General features: G+C 68.9%; 22 protein-coding genes. 6 read left to right on the forward strand and 16 right to left on the reverse strand.

Annotated features, from left to right (window positions below; translation table 11 throughout):
- Positions 1-6 precede the first annotated feature (6 nt).
- From HB662_RS19415 to HB662_RS19445, 7 genes are read right to left on the reverse strand one after another with little or no spacing between them, the layout of a single operon-like run.
- On the reverse strand, positions 7-402 hold the full coding sequence (locus tag HB662_RS19415; protein WP_168051718.1) for an SUF system Fe-S cluster assembly protein: 396 nt from the start codon (positions 400-402) through the stop codon (positions 7-9).
- Positions 371-850: a Fe-S cluster assembly sulfur transfer protein SufU gene (sufU, locus tag HB662_RS19420; protein ID WP_456305481.1), complete on the reverse strand. Its 480-nt coding sequence runs from the start codon at positions 848-850 to the stop codon at positions 371-373. Before sufU ends, HB662_RS19415 begins: the two co-directional genes overlap by 32 nt.
- Positions 847-2,088, reverse strand: a complete 1,242-nt coding sequence (locus tag HB662_RS19425; protein WP_168051720.1) for an aminotransferase class V-fold PLP-dependent enzyme — start codon at positions 2,086-2,088, stop codon at positions 847-849. The genes sufU and HB662_RS19425 overlap by 4 nt, the downstream gene beginning before the upstream one ends.
- On the reverse strand, positions 2,088-3,398 hold the full coding sequence (sufD, locus tag HB662_RS19430) for a Fe-S cluster assembly protein SufD (RefSeq protein ID WP_168051722.1): 1,311 nt from the start codon (positions 3,396-3,398) through the stop codon (positions 2,088-2,090). The genes HB662_RS19425 and sufD overlap by 1 nt, the downstream gene beginning before the upstream one ends.
- Entirely contained in the window at positions 3,395-4,144 is a 750-nt protein-coding gene (sufC, locus tag HB662_RS19435) for a Fe-S cluster assembly ATPase SufC (RefSeq protein WP_168051724.1), read from the reverse strand. Before sufC ends, sufD begins: the two co-directional genes overlap by 4 nt.
- Before the next feature lie 11 nt (positions 4,145-4,155).
- Positions 4,156-5,649 carry a Fe-S cluster assembly protein SufB gene (gene sufB, locus HB662_RS19440; RefSeq protein ID WP_168051726.1) on the reverse strand — a complete coding sequence of 498 codons (1,494 nt, stop codon included), beginning with the start codon at positions 5,647-5,649 and terminating at the stop codon, positions 4,156-4,158.
- Positions 5,650-5,660: 11 nt separating this feature from the next.
- Entirely contained in the window at positions 5,661-6,116 is a 456-nt protein-coding gene (locus HB662_RS19445) for an Rrf2 family transcriptional regulator (RefSeq protein ID WP_168051728.1), read from the reverse strand.
- A gap of 151 nt (positions 6,117-6,267) precedes the next feature.
- Between HB662_RS19445 and HB662_RS19450 the strand changes: the two genes are divergently transcribed.
- The gene (locus HB662_RS19450) at positions 6,268-7,155 is read left to right on the forward strand and encodes an alpha/beta fold hydrolase (RefSeq protein ID WP_168051730.1); all 888 of its coding nucleotides are present in this window, start codon (positions 6,268-6,270) and stop codon (positions 7,153-7,155) included.
- Here HB662_RS19450 and HB662_RS19455 read toward each other — a convergent pair.
- The 4 genes from HB662_RS19455 to HB662_RS19470 are packed head-to-tail and all read right to left on the reverse strand — an operon-like array spanning position 7,133 to position 9,992.
- A complete protein-coding gene (locus HB662_RS19455) occupies positions 7,133-7,480 on the reverse strand; it encodes a hypothetical protein (protein ID WP_168051732.1) in 348 nt (115 codons plus the stop codon). The genes HB662_RS19450 and HB662_RS19455 overlap by 23 nt on opposite strands.
- Before the next feature lie 13 nt (positions 7,481-7,493).
- Positions 7,494-8,447 carry an ABC transporter substrate-binding protein gene (locus HB662_RS19460; protein ID WP_168051734.1) on the reverse strand — a complete coding sequence of 318 codons (954 nt, stop codon included), beginning with the start codon at positions 8,445-8,447 and terminating at the stop codon, positions 7,494-7,496.
- Between the two features lie 20 nt (positions 8,448-8,467).
- Positions 8,468-9,229 (reverse strand): ABC transporter permease, encoded by a 762-nt coding sequence (locus HB662_RS19465; RefSeq protein WP_168051736.1) that lies wholly within the window; start codon positions 9,227-9,229, stop codon positions 8,468-8,470.
- A complete protein-coding gene (locus HB662_RS19470) occupies positions 9,222-9,992 on the reverse strand; it encodes an ABC transporter ATP-binding protein (protein WP_209443363.1) in 771 nt (256 codons plus the stop codon). The genes HB662_RS19465 and HB662_RS19470 overlap by 8 nt, the downstream gene beginning before the upstream one ends.
- Before the next feature lie 113 nt (positions 9,993-10,105).
- Here HB662_RS19470 and HB662_RS19475 point away from each other — a divergent pair, with 113 nt between their 5' ends.
- The 5 genes from HB662_RS19475 to HB662_RS19495 are packed head-to-tail and all read left to right on the forward strand — an operon-like array spanning position 10,106 to position 15,712.
- The gene (locus tag HB662_RS19475; RefSeq protein WP_168051738.1) at positions 10,106-11,017 is read left to right on the forward strand and encodes an SDR family NAD(P)-dependent oxidoreductase; all 912 of its coding nucleotides are present in this window, start codon (positions 10,106-10,108) and stop codon (positions 11,015-11,017) included.
- Positions 11,017-12,171, forward strand: coding sequence for an acyl-CoA dehydrogenase family protein (locus tag HB662_RS19480; RefSeq protein WP_168051740.1), 1,155 nt, complete (start codon positions 11,017-11,019; stop codon positions 12,169-12,171). The genes HB662_RS19475 and HB662_RS19480 overlap by 1 nt, the downstream gene beginning before the upstream one ends.
- Entirely contained in the window at positions 12,168-14,207 is a 2,040-nt protein-coding gene (locus tag HB662_RS19485; RefSeq protein WP_168051742.1) for an acetate--CoA ligase family protein, read from the forward strand. The genes HB662_RS19480 and HB662_RS19485 overlap by 4 nt, the downstream gene beginning before the upstream one ends.
- 22 nt (positions 14,208-14,229) lie before the next feature.
- On the forward strand, positions 14,230-15,042 hold the full coding sequence (locus tag HB662_RS19490; protein WP_168051744.1) for a nitroreductase family protein: 813 nt from the start codon (positions 14,230-14,232) through the stop codon (positions 15,040-15,042).
- A complete protein-coding gene (locus tag HB662_RS19495) occupies positions 15,035-15,712 on the forward strand; it encodes an NUDIX hydrolase (RefSeq protein ID WP_245185732.1) in 678 nt (225 codons plus the stop codon). The genes HB662_RS19490 and HB662_RS19495 overlap by 8 nt, the downstream gene beginning before the upstream one ends.
- Positions 15,713-15,744: 32 nt before the next feature.
- Here the strand turns inward: HB662_RS19495 and HB662_RS19500 are convergent, their stop codons facing one another.
- The 5 genes from HB662_RS19500 to HB662_RS19520 are packed head-to-tail and all read right to left on the reverse strand — an operon-like array spanning position 15,745 to position 20,998.
- A complete protein-coding gene (locus HB662_RS19500; protein WP_168051748.1) occupies positions 15,745-16,617 on the reverse strand; it encodes an MBL fold metallo-hydrolase in 873 nt (290 codons plus the stop codon).
- Positions 16,614-17,525: a DMT family transporter gene (locus HB662_RS19505; RefSeq protein ID WP_168051750.1), complete on the reverse strand. Its 912-nt coding sequence runs from the start codon at positions 17,523-17,525 to the stop codon at positions 16,614-16,616. Before HB662_RS19505 ends, HB662_RS19500 begins: the two co-directional genes overlap by 4 nt.
- Complete coding sequence (locus tag HB662_RS19510) at positions 17,525-18,568, reverse strand: DMT family transporter (protein ID WP_245185733.1); 1,044 nt, start codon at positions 18,566-18,568, stop codon at positions 17,525-17,527. The genes HB662_RS19505 and HB662_RS19510 overlap by 1 nt, the downstream gene beginning before the upstream one ends.
- Positions 18,561-19,394, reverse strand: a complete 834-nt coding sequence (locus tag HB662_RS19515; protein WP_168051752.1) for an FAS1-like dehydratase domain-containing protein — start codon at positions 19,392-19,394, stop codon at positions 18,561-18,563. The genes HB662_RS19510 and HB662_RS19515 overlap by 8 nt, the downstream gene beginning before the upstream one ends.
- Complete coding sequence (locus HB662_RS19520) at positions 19,394-20,998, reverse strand: hypothetical protein (protein ID WP_168051754.1); 1,605 nt, start codon at positions 20,996-20,998, stop codon at positions 19,394-19,396. Before HB662_RS19520 ends, HB662_RS19515 begins: the two co-directional genes overlap by 1 nt.
- Positions 20,999-21,160: the final 162 nt, after the last annotated feature.

A 21,160-nucleotide genomic window follows, 5' to 3' on the forward strand; every position in this document is an offset into this window, starting at 1 on the left:
CCTCCCTCAATACATGTTCAACGCGAGGCGCGCGTCTTCGCTCATCCGGCTCTGGTCCCAGGGCGGATCCCAGACGACCTCGACGGTCACGTCGGTGACGCCGGGCACGGCCCGCACCGCTTCCTCCGCCTGCGCCGGCAATTCCTGCGCCGAGGGGCAGGAGGGGGTGGTGAGCGTCATCTCCACCTTCACATGGCCATCATCGCCGATCTCGACCGCGTAGATCAGGCCAAGCTCGTAAATATCGACCGGGATTTCCGGGTCGAAGACGGTCTTGAGGACGGAGATCACCGCATCCTCATTCACCCGCACCGGCGGCTCCGTGCCGCCTTCGGGGGTCCAGGCGCCATGGACGGGGGCTGTCGGGGTCTCACTCACTGCTCGCCTCCTTCGCGCCGCCATCCAGCGCCGCGTTCAGCGTGTGCCAGGCCAGGGTCGCGCATTTCACGCGGCTCGGGAAGTCATGCACGCCGGACAGGGGCGCCAGGCGTTCCATGTCATCCGCGATCTCGCCGCCGCATTCCGGGCAGACACCGGTCATCGCCAGCGCCCGGAAGTTCTCGCCCATCAGCCGTGCCTGCGCCTGGGTCTTGCCCTTGACCGTGTCGGTCATGAGCGAGGCGCTGGCCATGGAGATGGCGCAGCCACGGCCCTGGAAGGCCGCATCCTCGATATGGCCATCCGGGGCGAGCTTTACGAACAATTCCATGCGGTCGCCGCACATCGGGTTGTCGCCGCGCGCGGTGCGGTCCGCGTCATCGAGACGTTTGAAATTACGCGGCTTGCGGCCGTGATCCAGGATGACCTCCTGGTACAGGTCGCGCAGGTCGTCAAACAAACCACCACTCATCGGAAGAACTCCCGCGCCTGGTGCAGCGCATCGGCCAGCAGATCGACCTCCGCCGGCGTGGTATAGAGGCCGAAGGAGGCGCGGCAGGTGCTCTCCACGCCGAACCGTTCATGCAGCGGCTCCGCGCAATGGCGGCCGGAACGCACGGCAATGCCGGCCCGGTCCAGCAGCGTCGCCACGTCATGCGCATGCGCCGTATCCAGCGCGAAGGCGAAGACGCCGCCGCGGTCCTGCGCGCGGCCGAGCAGGGTCACGCCCTCGATCTGCGGCAGGCGGGCCATGGCGCGATCGACCAGCGCGCGTTCATGCGCCTCGATCGCGGGCATGCCGATGGCATTCACGTAGTCGATGGCGGCGTGCAGGCCGATGGCCTCGATGATCGGCGGCGTGCCGGCCTCGAATTTCGCTGGATAGGGCGCCCAGACGGAGCGTTCGAAGGACACTTCCGAGATCATGTCGCCGCCACCCAGGAAGGGCGGCATGACTTCCTGCAGCGCGCCCTTGGCGTAGAGCACGCCGATGCCGGTCGGGCCGTAAAGCTTGTGACCCGTAAAAACGTAGAAATCCGCGTCGATCTCGCGCACGTCCACCCGGCGATGCACGGCGGCCTGGCTGCCGTCGAACAGCACCTTGGCACCGGCCTCGTGTGCCATGCGCGCGATCTGGGCCGCGGGCGTGACGGTGCCGAGCACGTTTGACATATGCGTCACCGCAACCAGCCCGACCCTGCCATCGGCAAGCTTCGCCGCGAGGTCGTCAAGGTCCAGCTCGCCGCTATCCGTGATGCGGCACACGCGCAGTTCCAGGCCATGCGCATCGCGCGCCATCTGCCAGGGCACGATATTGGCGTGGTGCTCCATCTCGGAGATCACCACCGCCTGGCCCGGCTGCATCACGCCGCGGCCATAGCTATGCGCCACCAGGTTGATGGCGTTGGTGCTGCTGCCCGTGAAGATGATTTCCCGGCTGTCACCAGCATTCAGGAAGGTCGCGACGGCAACTCGGGAAAGCTCATAGGCTTCCGTCGCCTGCTCGCTCATGTGGTAGGCGCCGCGATGGACGTTGGCATAGGCCGTCTCCATCATCCGCACCATCGCGCCGATCACCTGGCGCGGCTTCTGGGCGGAGGCGCCGCTGTCGAGGAAGGTGAAGGGCTTGCCGCGCACCTTCTCCGACAGGATCGGGAAATCCGCCCGCACCGCGTCCAGGTTCAGCCAGGGTGCGATAGGGCCGTCCATCACGCGGCTTCGATCCCGCCCTGGATGCCCTGGCGCTGCCACCAGCCGGTGACGGCGCGAGACACGGCATCGCGGATCGCCTCATCCGCCACGGCTTCCACGGCTTCCGTCAGGAAGGCCTCGACCAGGATCGCCTTCGCCTGCTCCAGCGGAATGCCGCGGGAGCGGAGGAAGAAGATCTGCTCGGCATCCAGCTCCCCAACCGTGGCGCCATGGCTGCACTTCACGTCGTCGGCGTAGATTTCCAGCTGCGGCTTGCTGTCGATCTCGGCATCCGGCGACAGCAGCAGCGCCTGGTTCATCTGGTAGCCATCGGTCTTCTGCGCGATCTGCCGCACCAGGATCTTGCCCTGGAACACGCCGCGAGACTTGCCGGACAGCACCGTCTTGTAGGTCTGGCGCGAGGAGCAATCCGGCGCCGCATGGTCCAGCGCCGTGGTCGTATCCGCATGCTGGCCATCCGCCAGAAGCTGCACGCCGTTCATGTGGCATTCGGCCTTGGGGCCGCACAGAGCCACATGGATCTCGTTGCGCGCCAGGCGGGAGCCGGCGTTCATGGTGAAGTTGTCGTAGGTGCCGCCCGCCTGCACGCGGGCATAGACGGTGGACAGGAAGAAGGCGTCGCGGCCTTCCTGCTGCAGCCGCCCATGATTCATCCGCCCGCCCTCGGCGACCTCGATCTCGAAGACCGGGTTGTGCATGTAGCGCGCGGTGGCCGGGCCGGCGGCCGTCTCCACCAGGGTCAGGGACGCGTTGGCGCCAAGCTGCACCAGATGGCGCGGGTGGAAGGCGGGGGCGCGTTCACTTTCGGTGGCGAAGGAGAACAGCTCCAGCACCCCGCCGGCGACGCCGTCCGGCACCGTCACCACCAGCCCATCCTCGAACAGCATGCCGTTCAGCGCGGCCAGCGCCTGCTCCTCCGGCCGCACCAGCGCGCCGAGACGGGATTCCAGGCGCGGCAGCGCGCTGGCCAGATTCTCCACCGTGAAAGGCAGGCCTTCCAGCGCGGAAAGATCGGCGCGGAAGCGGCCATCGACGAAAACGGCGCGCGGGCCGGCGGCCGGCGGCAGGGCCAGCGCGTCATCCACGCCGGTCAGCGGCTCACCAAAGACGGACGCATTGACCACGGCGAGGTCGGTGTACTTCCACGCCTCGACGCGGCGCGTCGGGAAGCCCTGCGCGCGGAAGGCCGCGGCGCTTCGGTCGCGCAGCGCCTCCACCCAGGGCAGCGCCGCGCCGGGCAGCCGCCCGCGCAGCCCCTCATGCCGGCCGAGGAAGGCGGCCGGGCCCGTTCCGGTCACGGCCGTCATGCCGCGGAGGCCTGGATGGCGCCGTAGCCCGACACCTCCAGCTCCTGCGCCAGTTCCGGGCCACCGGACTTCACGATGCGGCCGGCGGACAGGACATGCACGCGGTCCGGCACGATGTGGTTCAGCAGGCGCTGGTAGTGGGTGATGACAAGCGCGGAGAAGTCCGGGCCGCGCAGCGCATTCACCGTATCGGAAACCAGCTTGAGCGCATCGATGTCCAGGCCGCTGTCGGTCTCGTCCAGCAGCGCCAGCTTCGGCGTCAGCAGCGCCATCTGCAGCATCTCGTTGCGCTTCTTCTCGCCGCCGGAGAAGCCGACATTCACCGGACGCTTCAGCATGTCGTCCGGCATGTTCAGCACCTTCATGCGGGCGCGTGCCAGCTTGAGGAACTGGATGGCGTCGATCTCCGCCTCGCCCTTCGCGCGGCGCACCGCGTTCAGCGCCGTGCGCAGGAAATTGGCGTTGCCGACGCCGGGGAGTTCAACCGGCGCCTGGAAGGCCAGGAACACGCCGGCCACGGCGCGCTCCTCCGGCTCCATCGCCAGCAGGTCCAGGTCGCCGAAGGTGACGGAGCCTTCCGTCACCTCATAACCCTCGCGCCCCGCCAGCACATAGGACAGTGTGGATTTGCCAGAGCCGTTGGGGCCCATGATGGCGTGGATCTCGCCCGACGGGATGGTCAGGTTGAGGCCGTTCAGGATCTGCTTGCCGTCGACGGTGGCGTGCAGGTTTTCGATCTTCAACATCTCAGCAATCCTTAACCGACCGAGCCTTCGAGGCTGATCTGCAGCAGCTTCTGCGCTTCCACGGCGAATTCCATCGGCAGCTCCTTCAGCACCTCGCGGCAGAAGCCGTTGACGATCATGCCAACTGCATCTTCCTGGCTGAGGCCGCGGGAGCGGCAGTAGAAGAGCTGGTCCTCCGCGATGCGGCTGGTGGTGGCTTCGTGTTCCACCTTCGCCGTCATGCAGCGGTTCTCGATATAGGGCACCGTATGCGCGCCGCACTGGTCGCCGATCAGCAGGCTGTCGCACTGCGTGAAGTTGCGCGCGCCGGACGCCTTCGGGCTGATCTTCACCAGGCCGCGATAGGTGTTCTGGCCATGGCCGGCGCTGATGCCCTTGCTAACGATCGTGCTGCGCGTGCGCTGCCCGATATGGAACATCTTGGTGCCGGTATCGGCCTGCTGGCGGTTGTTGGTGATGGCGACGGAGTAGAACTCGCCCACGCTGTCATCGCCGATCAGCAGGCAGGACGGGTACTTCCAGGTGATGGCGGAACCCGTCTCCACCTGCGTCCAGGACACCTTGCTGCGCTTGCCGCGGCAGGCCGCGCGCTTGGTGACGAAGTTGTAGATGCCGCCCTTGCCCTCGGCGTCGCCCGGATACCAGTTCTGCACCGTGCTGTACTTGATGCTGGCATCGTCCAGCGCGACGAGTTCGACCACCGCCGCATGCAGCTGGTTCTCATCCCGCATCGGCGCCGTGCAGCCTTCCAGGTAGCTGACCGTGCTGCCCTCGTCGGCGATGATCAGCGTGCGCTCGAACTGGCCCGTGCTCTTCGCATTGATGCGGAAATAGGTGGACAGCTCCATCGGGCATTTCACGCCCTTCGGGATGTAGACGAAGCTGCCATCGGTGAAGACGGCGCTGTTCAGCGCGGCGTAGAAGTTGTCGCCCTGCGGCACGACGGAACCGAGATACTGCTGCACCAGCTCGGGATGCGTCTGCACCGCCTCGCTGATCGCGCAGAACACGATGCCATCCTTCGCCAAGCGCTCCTTGTAGGAGGTGGCGACGGAGACGCTGTCGAACACCGCATCGACGGCGATCGGCATGCGGCCGCCCTCGGAGGGGCTGTCGCCCGCACCCTCGACGCCCGCCAGGATGGCCTGTTCCTTCAGCGGAATACCGAGCTTGGCATAGGTCTTCAGCAGCTCCGGATCGACCTCATCCAGCGACTTCGGACCCTGCTTCGGCGCGGCGTAGTAGAAGGCATCCTGGAAATCGATCGGCGGATGGCTGACGGCGGCCCAATGCGGCACTTCCATGGTCAGCCAATGGCGATACGCCTTCAGCCGCCATTCCAGCAGCCAGGCGGGCTCCTTCTTCTTCGCGCTGATGAAGCGAACGATATCCTCGTTCAGCCCCTTGGGCGCGAAGTCCATCTCGATATCGGTCTCGAAGCCCCACTTGTACCCGCCGTCGTTGACGGCCTGAACGGCTTCGATGGTTTCGGTGACGGCTGCCATAGCGGCTGATCCTACTCGGCGACGAGAACAGGCTGGGGGGCGGGCGCGGCGGCTCGCCGGGGGGCAGGCGGAGAGGCGATCTCGCTGACCATGATCGCGGACAACGCCCCGCGAATGGCCGCGTTCACCGGGTCCCACCGGCCGCGCACGGGGCAGGTGTGCTCCGCCTCGCAGAGGCCGAAGCCGCCATCGACGCAGGCGGTCAGCGCGATCGGGCCATCCATCGCCACGATCACTTCCGACAGGCCGAGGGAGGCCAGCGGGCGCAGCAGGCGATAGCCGCCGCGCGCGCCGCGCAGCCCCTCGACCAGACCGGCCTGGGACAGCATTTTCAACACCTTGGCCACCGTGGGCTCGGCGATGCCGGTGCCGGCGGCGAGGCCGGGCGCGGTCTGCACCCCGCCCTCTGCCTCCAGCCGGGACAGCACCACCACGGCGTAGTCGGTGAATTTCGAGACCCGCAACACCCGGCGGAAACTCCCTTGCCCTGTGAAAGGGGACCCATTCGGTCCGGATTGCAGATGCGCTCGACCCCCTGCCGTGTCAAGGCGGCGGCGGCTTGCGGCGGGGGGATTCGGACGGCACCATCCGCGGTCCTGGAACTGGGATACCGACGCCATGCCGATGCTGCATACCGATGATGGGGTGAGCCTGCATTACGAGGAGGCCGGCAGCGGCACCCCCATGGTGTTCGTGCATGAATATGCCGGCGACCATAGGTCCTGGGAGGCGCAGATGCGCTTCTTCTCCCGCCGCTACCGCTGCATCACCTATGCCGCGCGGGGCTACACGCCATCCGAGGTTCCGTCCGACCCGGCGAAATACAGCCAGGACCGGGCGACGGATGACATCGCCGCCGTCATCAAGGGGCTGGGCCTGGGGCCGAGCCATGTGGTGGGCCTGTCCATGGGCGGCTTCGCCACGCTGCATATGGGCCTGCGCCACCCCGGCCTGGCCCGCAGCCTGGTCGCCGCCGGCGTCGGCTACGGCGCGGCGCCGGGCAAGACCGCGCAATTCCATGCGGAGACGGACGCCGCCATCGCCCGCATCCGGGCGGAGGGGATGGACAAATTCGGCCTGACCTACAGCCGCGGCCCCACCCGCCTGGTCTTCGAGGAAAAGGACCCGCGCGGCTATGCCGAGTTCCAGGCGCAGCTCTGCGAGCACAGCACTGAGGGCTCCGCGCTCACCATGAACGGCGTGCAGCGCCGCCGGCCGTCCCTGTTCGACCTGGAAGCCCAGTTCCGCGAGATGACGGTGCCGACGCTGGTGATCGCCGGCGACGAGGATGACCCGACGCTGGAGGCCAGCTTCTACCTGAAGCGCACGATCCGCAGCAGCGCCCTGCTGGTGATGCCGAAATGCGGCCACACCATGAACCTGGAGGACCCGGACGCCTTCAACCGGGCGGTACTGGATTTCGTGACGCAGGTGGATTGCGGCCGCTGGACCAACCGCATCCCGGCCAGCCTGGCCGGGGGGATCATCGCGGCGGCGGAGAAGTAGCGGCGGCGCGCAGCCCCTTCACGCGGCGGCGCTGGTAGGTCTCGATCGCCCGCGCCATGGGAAGGCGCGGGTCGAAGCGCAGATGAGTGAGTGAGACATAGGCCGCGTGGCCCGTCTGATCCGCGCCGAAATCGAGCTTGCAGACGATGCCGCCCTCGTCACCCGCATAGCTGATCGCGACGATGCGGCAGCTCGGCGCGAGCTTCATGTCCGGGCTCTGCTGCCGGAGCATCTCGAGCAGCTCCGGCGTCGGCCGCGCCGGCAGTGGCAGCGCGGCCTCGATCTGCGTCTGAAGGCGGCCGGTGGCCTCGATATCGTCGATCACCCCGGCCGGCCTCTCAGATCTGCACGCGGCCGGCGGCGGCGGCGGCGAGGGGTTCCTTCCAGATCACCTCGGCCGGCGTCACTTCCTTGGACAGCTTGCCCATGCCGCGCAGCTGGTCGATGGCGAGCTGGATGTTGCCGACGCTGTCCGGCGTCAGGTTCATCTTGTACTCGACCTTGGTCATCAGCTCCGCGATGAAGGCGCGGTCCTGGCGCAGGAACCGGGCGACCTGAGCGGCGGCCTCATTCGGGTTGGAGGCAATGTACTCCTGCGCCTGGATCAGCGACCGCATCAGCCGCGTCGTCGCCTCCATGTTGGACTGCGCCCAGCCCTTGTTCATATAGACGAAGTTGCGGACGATCTGGATCTGCTCGTTGGAGACGAGGATCTTGGTGTTCGGAATGGCGCGCATGGCGCGGGTCGGCCAGGGCTCCCACACCGCGAAGGCGTCGATGTTGCCGCGCTCCAGCGCCGCCACCATCTCCGGCGCCTCGACATTGACGATGGTGTAGTCGGCCGGGTTCAGGTTCAGCTTGGAGACGACGGACAGCCAGAAGGTCTCGCTGCCGGTGCCGCGCGCGACGCCGACCTTCTTGCCCTTGAGCCCTTCCATGTTCTCGATGTTGCGGCCGAGCACGCTGATCCAGCGCAGCAGCGCGGTGCCTTCCGCAACGGCCACCACGTTGGGATCGACCAGATGCGCGGAGACGCCGGCCTGTTCGGCGCCATAGGCGGAGTTGATCTGGTTGCCGATCAGGAAGGCCACCATGGCGGAGCCGGAGGGGCCGGTGTTCACCGTCACGTCCAGCCCGTTGCGGGTGAAGAAGCCACCCTCCCGCGCGACGTAATAGGGCGCGAAGGACGGGTCTACGCCGGTCGCGATGGTCATCTTGATCGGCGCGTTCTGGGCGAAGGCGGGGGCCGCGAGTGCGGCGCCACCGGCGGCGAGAAGGGTTCGGCGAAGCATGTTCTTGTTCTCCCTGTTTGTCACATGGTCGGGTTGAAACGGCCCGCGAAGGCGCGGATCAGCAGGCGAAACACGCGGTCCGTCGCGAAGCCCAGAAGGCCGAGCGAGATCAGCGCCACGAAGATGTCCTCCACCTGCATGAACAGCCGCGCATCCCACAGCATCTTGCCGAGCCCGTCATTGCTGGCGACGAGCTCCGCCGCCACGATGGTGACGAAGGCATTCGCCATCGCCAGCCGCATGCCGGTCAGGATGTAGGGCACCGTCGCCGGCAGGGCGACGAGCGCGAAGACCTGCAGCTTGTTGGCGCCGAGACATTGCGCCGCGCGGATCTTGTCCCGCCCCACCGCGCCGACACCGGCCGCAGTGGCGATCACCACGACGAAGACGGTGGTATAGGCAATCAGGAAGATCTTGCTCTCCTCCCCGATGCCGAACCAGATGACCGAGACTGTGATCATCGCGACGGCGGGGATGAACCGAAAAAACTCCGTCCAGGGTTCCAGCAGCAGCCGCACGGGCCGGAAGCTGCCGATCGCCAGGCCGATCGGAATGCCGATGGCCGAGCCGAGAAGAAAGCCCTGGATGATGCGGCGCATCGAAGCCCAGACGGATTCCTGCAGCAGCCCTTCCTCCAGCAGCACCCAGCCGCGCTCGAAGACCGGGAAAGGCGAGGGGAACAGCACGGAGCTGACCAGGTACTGCGAGGCCAGGTGCCAGATGACGAACAGCAGCGCGAAGCCCAGCACATAGCCGATGACGGTGGCGGTCCGGCTATGCATGGGGGTGGATCTCCGCATGGATCAGCTCATGCACCTGGCGGAAGCTGGCCATGAAGGCGTCGGAGGTGCGTTCGCGCGGAAAGGGTAGGTCGATCGGCACCACCGCCTTCAGCGTGCCGCCCGGGCCGCGCTTCATCACGCCGACGCGGGTGGCGAGCGCACAGGCTTCCTCGATGTCATGGGTGATGAACAGCACCGTCTTCCGGTTCTCCGACCAGATGCGGGACAGTTCGGCCTGCAGCACCGCCCGCGTCATCGCATCCAGCGCGCCGAACGGCTCGTCCATCAGCAGCATGCGCGGGTCGTTCGCCAAAGCGCGGGCGATCTGGATGCGCTGCTTCATGCCGCCGGACAGTTCCGAGGGGTGCTTGCCCCCCTGCCCGGTCAGCCCGACCATGTTGAGGAAGCGGTCCGCCACCGCGCGGCGCTCGCGAGCCCCCATGCCGCGCAGGCGCAGGCCGAAGGCGATGTTGTCGCGTGCCGTCAGCCAGTCATACAGGCTGTCGTGGCCCTGGAAGACCACGCCGCGATCCGCGCCCGGGCCGCGCACGGGCTTGCCCTCCAGCCGGATCTGGCCGGCGGTGGGCGTATCGAAGCCCGCCAGCATGTTCATCACGGTGGTCTTGCCGCAACCGGAGGTGCCCAGCAGGCAGAAGAACTCGCCTTCGGACAACTCCAGGTTGAAGTCGCGCACCGCCTCATAGGCGCCGGTGCGCCCGCGGAAGGTCATGCCGACCCCATCCAGCTCCACGAAGGCCACCATGTCCCCCACTTGTATCCAGGCTTGAGTTTAGGGCACCCCCGTGATGCGGCAACCCGGCTTCACGCCCCTTCGGCGGGGGATTAGAAGCGGGCTGCACGGATAGGAGGCAACGGATGATGCTCGAAGGCAAGGTGGCGATCGTCACCGGGGCGGGCGGCGGGATCGGGCGGGAGATTGCGCTCGCCATGGCGTTGGCCGGCGCCTCCGTGGTGGTGAACGATATCGGCGCCAGCCTGACCGGCGAGGGCCCGACCTCTGCAACCCCCGGTGAGCAGACGGTGGCCATCATCCACCAGCGCGGCGGCAAGGCGGTGGCGAACACCGACAGCGTGGCGGAATGGGGCAGCGCGCAGCGGATCGTGGCGCAGGCGATGGACGCTTTCGGGCGCATCGACATCGTCGTGAACAACGCCGGCATCCTGCGGGATCAGATTTTTCATAAGATGTCGCCGGAGGAATGGCTGGCGGTCATCAATGTGCATCTGAACGGGTCGTTCTTCGTGTCCCGCGCGGCCGCGGAGCAGTTCCGCAAGCAGGGCAGCGGCGCCTATGTGCACATGACGTCGACATCGGGGCTGATCGGCAATTTCGGCCAGGCAAACTACTCCGCGGCGAAGCTCGGCGTGGCGGCGCTGTCGAAGTCGATCGCGCTGGACATGCAGCGTTTCGGCGTGCGGTCCAACTGCATCGCGCCCTTCGCCTGGTCGCGCATGACCAGCTCCATCCCCTCCTCCACCGAGGCCGAGAAGGCCCGCGTGGCGCGGCTGCAGCAGATGACGCCGGACAAGAACGCGCCGCTGGCCGTGTTCCTCGCCTCCGACGCCGCGAAGGACGTGACGGGGCAGATCTTCGCCGCACGTCACAACGAGCTGTTCCTGTTCAGCCAGCCGCGGCCGATCCGCTCCACCCATCGTGGCGAGGGCTGGACGCCGGAAACCATTGCCGAGACCGCCCTGCCCGCCCTTCGCAGCCACTTCCTGCCGCTCGATCGCTCCGGCGACGTCTTTTCCTGGGACCCCGTCTGATGGATTTTTCACTCACCGAGGAACAGGTCGCGTTCCAGGATTCCGTCCGCCGCTTCGCCGAGCAGCACCTGGCCAAGGACGCGCTGGCCCGCGCGCATGACGAGCGCTTCCCCTGGGATGTCGCCAAGCTGATGGCCGAGAACGGGTTGTTCGGCATCATGGTGCCGGAGGAAGACGGCGGCCAGGGCGGCACGCTGTTCGATGCGATCCTGGCCATGGAGCAGATCGCCTATGTCTGCCCGCGCAGCGCCGATGTGCTGCAGGCCGGCAATTTCGGCGCCTTTCGCACCTTCGCCGAATACGCGACGCCGGACCAGAAGAAGCGCTACTTCGAGCCGCTGCTGCGTGGCGAGACCATCGCCGCGGTCGGCATGACGGAGCCGGATGCAGGCTCCGCGCTGACCGACCTGAAGACCACGGCGACCAAGGTGCAGGGCGGCTACCTGCTGAATGGCGGCAAGGTCTTTACCTCCAACACCGAGGATGCCGGCGTCTTCGTCATCTATTGCCGGTTCGGACCGGGCGTGAACGGCATCGGCTCCGTCCTGCTGGAGCGCGGGATGGAGGGGTTCCGGCTCGGCCAGCCCAGCCGCTACATGAATGGCGAAACCTGGTGCGCGCTGTACTTTGATAATGTCTTCGTGCCCGACGAGAACCTGTTGTTGGGCGAGGGTGGATTCCGCAAGCAGATCGCAGGCTTCAACGTGGAGCGTGCGGGCAATACGACCCGCGCGCTGGCACTCGGCGAATACTGCTTCCGGCAGGCCAAGGCGCATGCCGAACAAAGGAAACAGTTCGGCCGGGCGCTGATGGAGTTTCAGGGCCTGCAATGGAAGTTCGCCGAGATGCGCGTGGCGCTGGATAGCGCGCAGCTTCTGCTGTACCGCGCGGCGGTCCGTGCGAAGGGTGGGCTGCCGGATGCGCAGGACGTCGCCATGGCGAAGTACGCCTGCAACCAGGCCGGCTGGATGTGCTCGAATGAATCCATGCAGGTCATGGGCGGCACCGGCTACAGCCAGGACCTGCTGATCGAATACTGCGTGCGCAAGACGCGCGGCTGGATGATCGCCGGCGGCAGCCTGGAGGTGATGAAGAACCGCATCGCCGAGGGCGTCTTCGGCCGCAGCTTCTCGCAGCGGCCGCCCAAGGCATGAGCCTCGCGCAAGCCTTGCTCAACCCGCGCCGCATCGCCCTGATCGGCGCCTCCGCCGACGAACAGCGGCTGACGGCGCGGCCGCAGCGCTATCTGCGCCGCCACGGATTCACGGGCGAACTCTTCCCCATGAATCCGCGTGCGGAATCGGTGCTGGGCGAACGCGCCTTTGCCTCGCTGGCCGATATCCCGGGCGAGATCGACTTCGCCTATATCCTGCTCGGCACCGACAATGTCGAAGCGCAGGTCGTGGCCTGCGCGGCGCGCGGCATTCCGGTGGCCTGCGTGCTGGCCGATGGTTTCGCGGAGGCGGGGCCGGAGGGCGCCGCGCTGCAGGCGCGTGTCCTGGCGGCGGCGCAGGGCAGCGGCATGCGTGTGCTCGGGCCGAATTCCATGGGCATCGTCAACCTCAACGCCCGCACGGCGCTGACCACCAATGCGGCGCTGGAGGCGGAGGATCTGCCGGCCGGGCGCGTCGCGCTGGTCTCCCAATCCGGCTCCATGATGGGTGCGCTGCTGTCGCGCGGCGCGGCGCGGGGCCTCGGCTTCTCGCACCTCATCGGCACGGGGAACGAGGCGGATCTGACGGCGGGGGAGATCGCCTCCCTGCTGCTGGATGACCCGGATGTCGATGCGGTGGCGCTGTTCCTGGAGGCGATTCGCGCGCCGGAACAGATGGCCGCGGCCGCCGCCAAGGCGCGCGAGCTGCGCAAGCCGATCATCGCGCTGAAGCTCGGCCGCAGCCCCTTTGGCGCGGAGCTCGCGACCAGCCATACCGGCGCCCTGGCGGGCAGCGATGCGGCGGCGGATGCCTTCTTCCGCGCGCATGGAATCCTGCGCGTCTCGATGCTGGAATCCCTGCTGGAACTGCCGCTCCTGGTCGCCGGCCGGCGCGCGCCCGCGCACAGCCATCGCGCGGTCAGCGTGATGACGACGACGGGCGGCGGCGGCGCGCTGGCCGTCGATGCGCTCGGCGTGCTGGGCATCGAGGCACGCAAGCCCGATGCGAAGGCCGCGGCGAAACTGGAGGCCGCGAAATTCGGCACCCATGCGCGGCTGCTGGACCTGACGCTGGCCGGCGCGCGGCCGGATCGCGTGATGGCAGCGCTGGATGCGCTGCGCGCGGCGGAGGATACGGACCTGGTGCTCGCCGTCATCGGCAGCTCGGCCCAGTTCCGGCCGAAGGATGCGGTGGCCGGCATCGTCGAGGGCACGAAGATCCCCGGCAAGCCTGTCGCGGCCTTCCTCGCGCCGCAGGCCGAAGCGTCCCTGCGCCTGCTGGCGGAGGCGGGCATCGCCGCCTTCCGCACGGCCGAAAGCGCGGCGGATTGCATCAATGCCTATTGCGCCTGGCAGGCGCCGCGCGACGGGATCGAGACGGCCCCGCCCGCCATCCCCCTGCCGGCACGGCCGGATGAGGCCGATGCGCGCGGGGTCTTCGCCGCGCTGGGCCTCGATTCGCCCTTCGCCGTCATGCAGGACACCCCTCCCGAGGGCCTGCGCTATCCGGTCGCGCTGAAGATCCTGTCGCCGGACCTCGCGCATAAGACGGAAGTCGGCGGCGTGGCGCTGAACATCGCCGATGCGGCGGCACTGCGCGATGCGGCGGCTTCCATGCGCGCCCGCGTCACGGCGGCGGCGCCGCAGGCGAAGATCACCGGCCTGCTGGTGCAGCCCATGGCGAAGGGTCTGGCGGAGGCCATCCTCGGCTTCCGGCGCGACCCGGAGGTGGGGCCGGTGGTGCTGCTCGGCGCCGGCGGCGTGCTCTCCGAACTGCACCGCGACATCGCCCTGCGTCTGGCCCCGGTGGATCTGGAGACGGCGCGGGAGATGATCGCGGAGGTGCGCGCGCTGAAGCCGCTCTCCGGCTGGCGCAACCTGCCGCTCGGCGATCTGGAGGCGCTGGCCCAGGCCGTGGTCGCGGCCTCCCGCCTCGCCGGCGTCGAGCAGGTGGCGGAGGCGGAGATCAACCCGCTGATCGTCGGCCGGCCCGGCGAGGGTGTCACCGTGGCCGATGCCTGGGTGGTGCTGCGGTAGTTGTCATGGCAGGCTGCGGATCATGGATGCCGAAGCCCTGATCCGCGCCCGCTACGGCGCCCTGCCCTTCACCCCGCCGGCGGAGATCCCCCCCGGCCTGGCGCTGCTTCTGGACCGGCGGGTGACGCGCCGCTACCGGCCGGACCCGGTGCCGGATGCGCTGCTGGACCTGGTTCTGGCCGGCGCGCAATCGGCCCCGGCGAAGTCCGATTTGCAGCAGTACTCCATCCTGGTCACGCGCAATTCGGGAAAGATCGCGCAGGTGGCGGATGCCATCGGCACCATGCCCTGGATCAAGGATGCACCGGTGCTGCTGCTGTTCTGCGGCGATATCCGGCGCGGCCGGCAGGTCTGTGCGGAGCATGGCCGCACCCATGCCAATGACAGCATCGACACCTTCCTGAACGCCTCGGCCGATGCCGCGCTCGCCATGGGGTTCTGCATCATGGCGGCGGAGGCGGCGGGGCTCGGCACCTGCCCGATTTCCTATGTCCGCAACAACCTGGCGCTGGTGCAGGGGCTGTTCGGGCTGCCGGAAGGCGTCTTCCCGCTGGCCGGGCTGACGCTGGGCTTTCCCGCCGCGCGCAACGAGACATCGCCGCGCCTGCCGCCTTCGGTCGTGGTGCATCGCGAAGCCTACGACGATAGCGGCCTGGCCGCCGCCCTGCCCGGCTATGATGCGCTGCGCCCGCCCGGCAAGCCGCGCTACCCGGAGGTGCACGGGCCGAAGCCGGAAGGCTGCACCTGGTCCGAGAATGCGGCGCGGCAGCTCTCCGTGCCGGAACGAGCGAATTTCCGGGCCTGGCTGGCGACGAGGGGCATCAACCTTGGCTGACGCAACGGCCGACAATCCCGGCGGCACCGGCGACCTGATCCCGGCGCCGCGCAAGCGCACCGTGGTGCCGCGCCATGCGGCCAGCCTGATCGTCTGGCGGCAAGGCTCGGGCGAGCCCGAGATCCTGATGGGCATGCGCCACGCCAAGCACAAGTTCATGCCGAGCATCCTGGTTTTTCCGGGTGGCCGGGTGGACCGCGGCGACCACGGCGTGAAGGCGCTGTCCGAGATGAAGCCGGAGACCTTCGGGCTGCTGGCGCATCGGGCGAAGCCGTCGCTGGCGCGGGCGCTGGGCGTGGCCGCGGTGCGCGAATTGTACGAGGAAACCGGGCTGCTGCTCGGCGAGATGAAGGGCACGCGGCTGCTCGCCGACCTCGCGCCGCTGGATTACCTCTGCCGCGCGGTGACGCCGACGACCCGCAGCATGCGCTTCAATGCACGATTCCTGATCGCACCCGCGGAGGCGGTGCGCGGCGAGATCAGCGGGTCTGGGGAGCTTGAGGGTCTGGACTGGTACAAGCTGAGCGCGGCGCGGTCGGCGAAGCTGGCGGATATCACGGCCAAGATCCTGACCGAGTTCGCGGAGTGGCTGGAGGTGCCGGCGGAGAAGCGGGCGGAACGGCCGCGGATCGTGTTCCGGGGGCAGGACAATCGGCTGAGCGACGGCTGAAGCCCTCTCACCCCACCCTCCCCCTGGGCGTGTCAGCGCGGCTCGAACCAGTCCCCCTCCTGCGCGGCCTGCCCCTCGGCCACCAGTTTCAGCAGATGCGCCAGCAGGCTGCGTGCGGCCGCGGGCACCAGGCGCGGCTCCAGCACCGGGCCATAGACCGGCGGCACCAGCTCCAGCGCCGTTGCCCGGCGGGCAGCGCGCAGTGCATCGAGCACCTTCGCCTCCCGCTCCAGCCGATGCGCGGCCAGCGCGGCGACGAAGGGCGCCGGGTTCGGCAAGGGCGGGCCGTGGCCGGGCAGGTACAGATGCGCCTCGCGCGAAGCCAGCTTGGACAGGGAGGCCATGTAGGCCGCCATGTCGCCATCCGGCGGGCTGACCACGGTGGTGGACCAGCTCATCACATGGTCGGCGCTGAACACCACGCCGTCCTCCCGCGCGAAGCACAGGTGGTTTGCGCAATGCCCCGGCGTATGGATGGCGGCCAGACGAAATTCATCGCCCTCCACCACCGCGCCGTCGGCGAGCGTGACATCGGGGGTGAAGCCGTGGTCGCCGCCCTCCCCGCCCTGGTCCGGCGGGGTCAGGTGCGGACCGAAGCCGTAGCTGCGCGCACCGGTCGCCGCCTGCAGCGCGGCAACGCCCGGGGAATGGTCGCGATGCGTGTGGCTGACCAGGATGTGGGTGATGGTCTCCCCTTCCGTCGCGCGCAGGATGGCGGCGAGCTGCGCGGCATTCGCCGGCCCGGGGTCCAGCACCGCCACGCGGCCCTGGCCGATCAGCCAGGTGTTGGTGCCGCGCCAGGTGAAGGGGCCGGGATTGTTGCACAGGATGCGCCGCACGCCGGGTGCCACCTCCGCCACCACGCCGGGCGCCAGTGGATCGTCGCGCAAAAAGGGGATGCTCATCGCTTCTTTCCTCGGAGCACGATCTCGCGGTGCATGATGTACAGGCTGGCCAGCACGATGGCCGCCGCGCCGCCCAGCGTCGAGAGGCCCGGCACGTCGCCGAAGGCAACCCAGCCGAACAGCACCGCCCAGAGCAGTGACGAATAGGAATAGGGCGCCAGGAAGCTGACCTGCGCGCTGGCCCAGGCTTCCGTCAGCAGCACCTGCGCGGCGCCGCCGATCAGGCCGATGGCGATCAGCATCATCAGGTCCAGCGGCCCCGGCGTGACCCAGACGAAGGGCAGCCAGAACAGGCTGAACAGCGTCATCAGCAGCGACTGCCACAGCACGATGGTGCCGGAGGTCTCGGTGGAGGACAGCGTCCGTACCAGCATGGTGGTGCCCGCCGAGAACATGCCATGCGCCAGCGCCGCCACCATCCCCCAGCGCGCCGCGCCGCCGAAATCACCGGTGAAGGCGCCCTGGCCGAGCGCGATGACCATGATGCCGAGGAAGCCCGCCAGCACCGCGCCGCCACGATGGATGCCGACCTTCTCGCCCAGCAGCGGAATCGACAGCAGCGTGACGAAAAGCGGCGTGGTGTTGGTCAGCGCCGTGTGCTCGGCCAGCGGCAGCAGGCCGAGGGCGAAGAAGGAACAGGCCTGCGCCGCCGTGCCGGTCAGCGCACGCAGCACATGGCCCGGGAAGCGCTTGGTGCGCAGCGTGCCGACGATGTCGCCACGCAGCCCGATGCGGCGCAGCACGATCAGCATCACCACCGGCAGGGCGAAGAAGCCGCGGAAGAACATCTGTTCGAGGAAGTGGACCCGGTCGGACAGTTCCTTCACCAGCACGCTCATCGCCGCGAACAGGGCGCAGGCGGCCAGCATGTAGATCACGCCGCGCTTGGGGTCGTGCCGGAGTGCCATCAGCGTGGCCCCTCCGCCGCGGCACGATCCCCACGGCCAGCCGCCGCACGATCCTCGCGCACCTTCACCGCGCGATCCTCGCGCACCATCGCCGCGCGATCCTCGCGCACCATCGCCGCGCGATCCTCGCGACGCCGCACCTGTTCCCGGTGCAGGTTGTACAGCCCGGCGGCGATGACGACGACGGCGCCGGCCACCGTGTTCCAGGCCGGCACCTCCGCCCAGATCAGGAAGCCCAGCACCCCGCCCCAGAGCAGCGTGGTGTACTCGTAGGGCGCCAGCGCCGAGACCGGCGCGATGGCGAAGGCGCGCGAGAACAGCAGATGCGCGAACCCGTTCGCCATGCCGAGGAAGGCCAGGCACAGGAAGATGTCCCAGCGCGGCACCAGCGGCCCGAGCGGCGGGAACACCGGCAGCAGCAGGAAACCCACCGGCACATGCGCCGCCAGCAGCCAGAAGGCGATGGTCTGCGGCGTGTCGGTGGCCGCCAGCACGCGGGTCCAGATCCGCGTCAGGCCGAGCGTCGCGGCGCCGGCCAGCAGCATCGCCGCTTCCCACCGCCACAACTCGCCGCCGGGTTGCAGGATGATCATCACGCCGGCGAAGCCGACGCAGGTGCTGGTCCAGCGCCGCCAGCCCACCTTCTCCCCCAGCAGCGGAATCGCCAGCAGCGTCATGATCAGCGGCGCGGCGGCGTTCACGGCATAGGACGCGCCGAGCGGGAAGGCGTTGAACCAGGCCATGTAGAAGGCCACGGTCACCACGCAATGCAGCAGCGACCGCAGCGCCAGCAGCGGCTTGCGGACCGGGGCCAGGCCGCGCCCGCGCACCAGCAGCGCGATCGCCAGCATGCCGAAGACGCCGCGCCAGATCATCGCGACGGCCACGCCGACCTCGGGCAGCGCCCATTTCACCGCGGCATCGGCGGCGGAGATCACGGTATAGCCGGCAACGATGATGGCGATGCCGCGCAGCGTGTCCTGGGTCAGCGGCAGCAGCGGCAGAATGCGCGCCGCCGCCGCGCCCGGTTGTCGGTCAGCCAACCGCCGGGGCCAGTACCGCTTCGGCCTGCATGCAGGTGGCGCCGGATTCGTCACGCGTCTCCAACAGTACCTGCTCGCCCTCGACCTTGCCGAGCAGGGTCAGGGGGCGGCTGTCGAAGGTCGGGCGACGGCCGCGGAAGGCGAAGCTGTGCAGGCGCTGGCCGGGTGCGTGGTCCAGCGCGTGCTGCGCCATCAGCGTCGCCTGCAACGGGCCATGCACCACCAGGCCGGGATAGCCTTCCTCCCCCGTCACATAGGGGTGGTCGTAGTGAATGCGGTGGCCGTTGCCGGTCAGCGCCGAGTAGCGGAACAGCATGACGGGATCGGGCAGCACCGTGGCGGTGGCGGCGCCCGGCCAGGGCTCGGCGGCGGGGGCGGCCTTCACGGCGGCGCCTTCCGCACCGCGATAGACGATGTCCTGCTCCTCCTCCAGCGCCAGGCCGGCGGGGCCGTGCAGCAGGTGGCCGACGGTGACGAAGACCAGCCGACCCGATCCGCCGGATTTCTCGGTGACCTTCAGGATGGTGCTGGTGCGCGTCACCGTGTCGTCCACATGTAGCGGCACCGGGTGGAAGCGCAGCCGCCCGCCGGCCCACATGCGGCGTGGCAGGTCGTGCACCGGCGGCAGGAAGCCGCCGCGCTTCGGGTGGCCATCCGGGCCGATCTGGTCCGGCATCACCCAGTCCTGGAACAGCATCCAGTGCCACAGCGGCGGCAATTCCGTGGGCACCTTGCGGCCGAGGGTGGCGGCCATCCCGCGCAGCAATCTCGGGTCCAGCCGGTCCTCGCGAGTCTCGGTGCGGCCGACGTAATCCTGATGCGACATCAATCCTCGCGAACGTAGAGAAGGTAGGTATTCATGTGCACCACCCGCGTGTAGTGCCGCCAGGTCTCGGCGAAGGCGGGGTGGCGGGAGAAATAGGCGATCGGGTCGAAATCCTCTGCGCCGCAGCGCGGGATGCCGGAATTCTTCGCGACCAGCACGGCGCCCGGCGGGGCGCGGGCGAAATCCTCCGCCACGGTGCGATAGACCAGGAATTCGGGCCGCGACATCTCCCAAGGCTCGCGGTAGCGGGGGGCGCCCTCGGGGCAGCCGGGATAGGCGCCGATCAGCAGCCACAGGTTCATGGTGCGCAGCGTGGACCTTGCGCGGGCGTAGTTCAGCGCCGGATAGACCGGGTAGATGTCGGGCGAGAGCACCAGCAGCCGTTCCCCGGCCACCTCCCGCTTCAGCGTCGCGGTGAGCTGGCCTTCCGCCAGGCTGGCGTACCAGATCTGCCGCCACGGGCTTTCCCCGCGCACATGCACCGCCGCCACCGCCACCACCAGGGCCAGCGCCAGGGCCGGGGCTGCCTCCGCCGCGCGGCCGGGCGGCAGGGCGCGGTCGAACCAGCGGGCCACCGCCCAGCACGCCATCAGCGCCGTGGCCATCGCCATCGGCACCACGTGGTAGGACCAGCCCTTATGCTGCACCCAGGCCGAAAGCAGGCCGCCGACCGCAACCGCCGCCAGCATGCGCGCCGGCACTCCGGCGCCCTTCCACGCCAGCAGCGGCAGCGTCACCAGCAGGGCGACCAGCGCCGGGCCGAGCTGGTTGGTGAACAGCACGTCGAAGAAGCCGATGCCGCCATTGTCGAGGTAGAAATCCATCACCAGCGGCACGACGAAGCCGAGGTAATCCGGGAAGAACACCGGCAGGCTGGCCAGGTACAGCAGCCAGATCCCGGCCATCAGCCAGGGCAGCCGGTCGCGCAGCGCCGCCGCCGGGCCGCGATGCAGCAGGACCAGCGCCTCCACCAGCGCCGGCACCGCCAGGAAATGCGGCTTCAGCGCGAAGCCCAGCGCCGCGGCGATGGTCACCGTCAGCGCCACCCCGCCCGGCGTCGGGATGCCTTGCGCCCGGCGCGCCGCCAGCATGGCGTAGGGCAGCGCGAACAGCCCCATCAGGTGTTCCCGCTGGCCCACATCGTAGGCGACCATGACGATTATCAGCGGGATCAGCGCGTCCAGCGCCGCGGTCTCGACCGGGCCTTCCTCGATGCCCTGGCGCAGCCGCGCGCATAGCCGCCAGGCCAGGACGCAGCAGCCCACCACGCAGATCAGCCAGGACTGCACGATATCGAGCGGCGTGAAGCGGTCGATCAGTGCCGGGATCGCCGCCAGCACGAAGATCAGCGGCGGGTTCACGTCGATCAGGTCGCGGAACAGCGATTCACCGGCGACCCAGCGCTCGGCGAAGTTCAGGATGGCGGCGACATCGTGGTTCAGCGGCGGCGTCAGCACCACCAGCAGGAAGCCGAGCGCCGGAACCACGGCCAGGGCACGCAGCAGCCGTGCCCAGTTCGCCGGCTCGGCGGGGCTGAACAGGCGAGGCGCGGGTGCGGCCTTGGCGATGGCGGGCTTCGGCTTGGGGCGAGGTTTCGGGGTCATGGAGGGTTCACGGCGACCGCATCCTCGGCGGGCTTGCCACAAGGTGCAACCGCATTGCGGCGCGCATGCGGCAGGGCTGCCCCGCATGCCTCGCACGGGCCGCCGCAGCTGCGGGTTCAGGGTGCGCCGCATCCCCCGGTGCAGGGGGCACCGCACCTCCGG

Source organism: Falsiroseomonas frigidaquae (assembly GCF_012163145.1).
Classification (GTDB): domain Bacteria; phylum Pseudomonadota; class Alphaproteobacteria; order Acetobacterales; family Acetobacteraceae; genus Falsiroseomonas; species Falsiroseomonas frigidaquae.

Coding starts and splice junctions, on each gene's coding strand:
- HB662_RS19415 (WP_168051718.1), bottom strand. CDS start 402: ATGGCGGCGCGAAGGAGGCGAGCAGTGAGTGAGACCCCGACAGCCCCC.
- sufU (WP_456305481.1), bottom strand. CDS start 850: ATGAGTGGTGGTTTGTTTGACGACCTGCGCGACCTGTACCAGGAGGTC.
- HB662_RS19425 (WP_168051720.1), bottom strand. CDS start 2,088: ATGGACGGCCCTATCGCACCCTGGCTGAACCTGGACGCGGTGCGGGCG.
- sufD (WP_168051722.1), bottom strand. CDS start 3,398: ATGACGGCCGTGACCGGAACGGGCCCGGCCGCCTTCCTCGGCCGGCAT.
- sufC (WP_168051724.1), bottom strand. CDS start 4,144: ATGTTGAAGATCGAAAACCTGCACGCCACCGTCGACGGCAAGCAGATC.
- sufB (WP_168051726.1), bottom strand. CDS start 5,649: ATGGCAGCCGTCACCGAAACCATCGAAGCCGTTCAGGCCGTCAACGAC.
- HB662_RS19450 (WP_168051730.1), top strand. CDS start 6,268: ATGCCGATGCTGCATACCGATGATGGGGTGAGCCTGCATTACGAGGAG.
- HB662_RS19460 (WP_168051734.1), bottom strand. CDS start 8,447: ATGCTTCGCCGAACCCTTCTCGCCGCCGGTGGCGCCGCACTCGCGGCC.
- HB662_RS19465 (WP_168051736.1), bottom strand. CDS start 9,229: ATGCATAGCCGGACCGCCACCGTCATCGGCTATGTGCTGGGCTTCGCG.
- HB662_RS19470 (WP_209443363.1), bottom strand. CDS start 9,992: ATGGTGGCCTTCGTGGAGCTGGATGGGGTCGGCATGACCTTCCGCGGG.
- HB662_RS19475 (WP_168051738.1), top strand. CDS start 10,106: ATGATGCTCGAAGGCAAGGTGGCGATCGTCACCGGGGCGGGCGGCGGG.
- HB662_RS19480 (WP_168051740.1), top strand. CDS start 11,017: ATGGATTTTTCACTCACCGAGGAACAGGTCGCGTTCCAGGATTCCGTC.
- HB662_RS19485 (WP_168051742.1), top strand. CDS start 12,168: ATGAGCCTCGCGCAAGCCTTGCTCAACCCGCGCCGCATCGCCCTGATC.
- HB662_RS19490 (WP_168051744.1), top strand. CDS start 14,230: ATGGATGCCGAAGCCCTGATCCGCGCCCGCTACGGCGCCCTGCCCTTC.
- HB662_RS19500 (WP_168051748.1), bottom strand. CDS start 16,617: ATGAGCATCCCCTTTTTGCGCGACGATCCACTGGCGCCCGGCGTGGTG.
- HB662_RS19505 (WP_168051750.1), bottom strand. CDS start 17,525: ATGGCACTCCGGCACGACCCCAAGCGCGGCGTGATCTACATGCTGGCC.
- HB662_RS19515 (WP_168051752.1), bottom strand. CDS start 19,394: ATGTCGCATCAGGATTACGTCGGCCGCACCGAGACTCGCGAGGACCGG.
- HB662_RS19520 (WP_168051754.1), bottom strand. CDS start 20,998: ATGACCCCGAAACCTCGCCCCAAGCCGAAGCCCGCCATCGCCAAGGCC.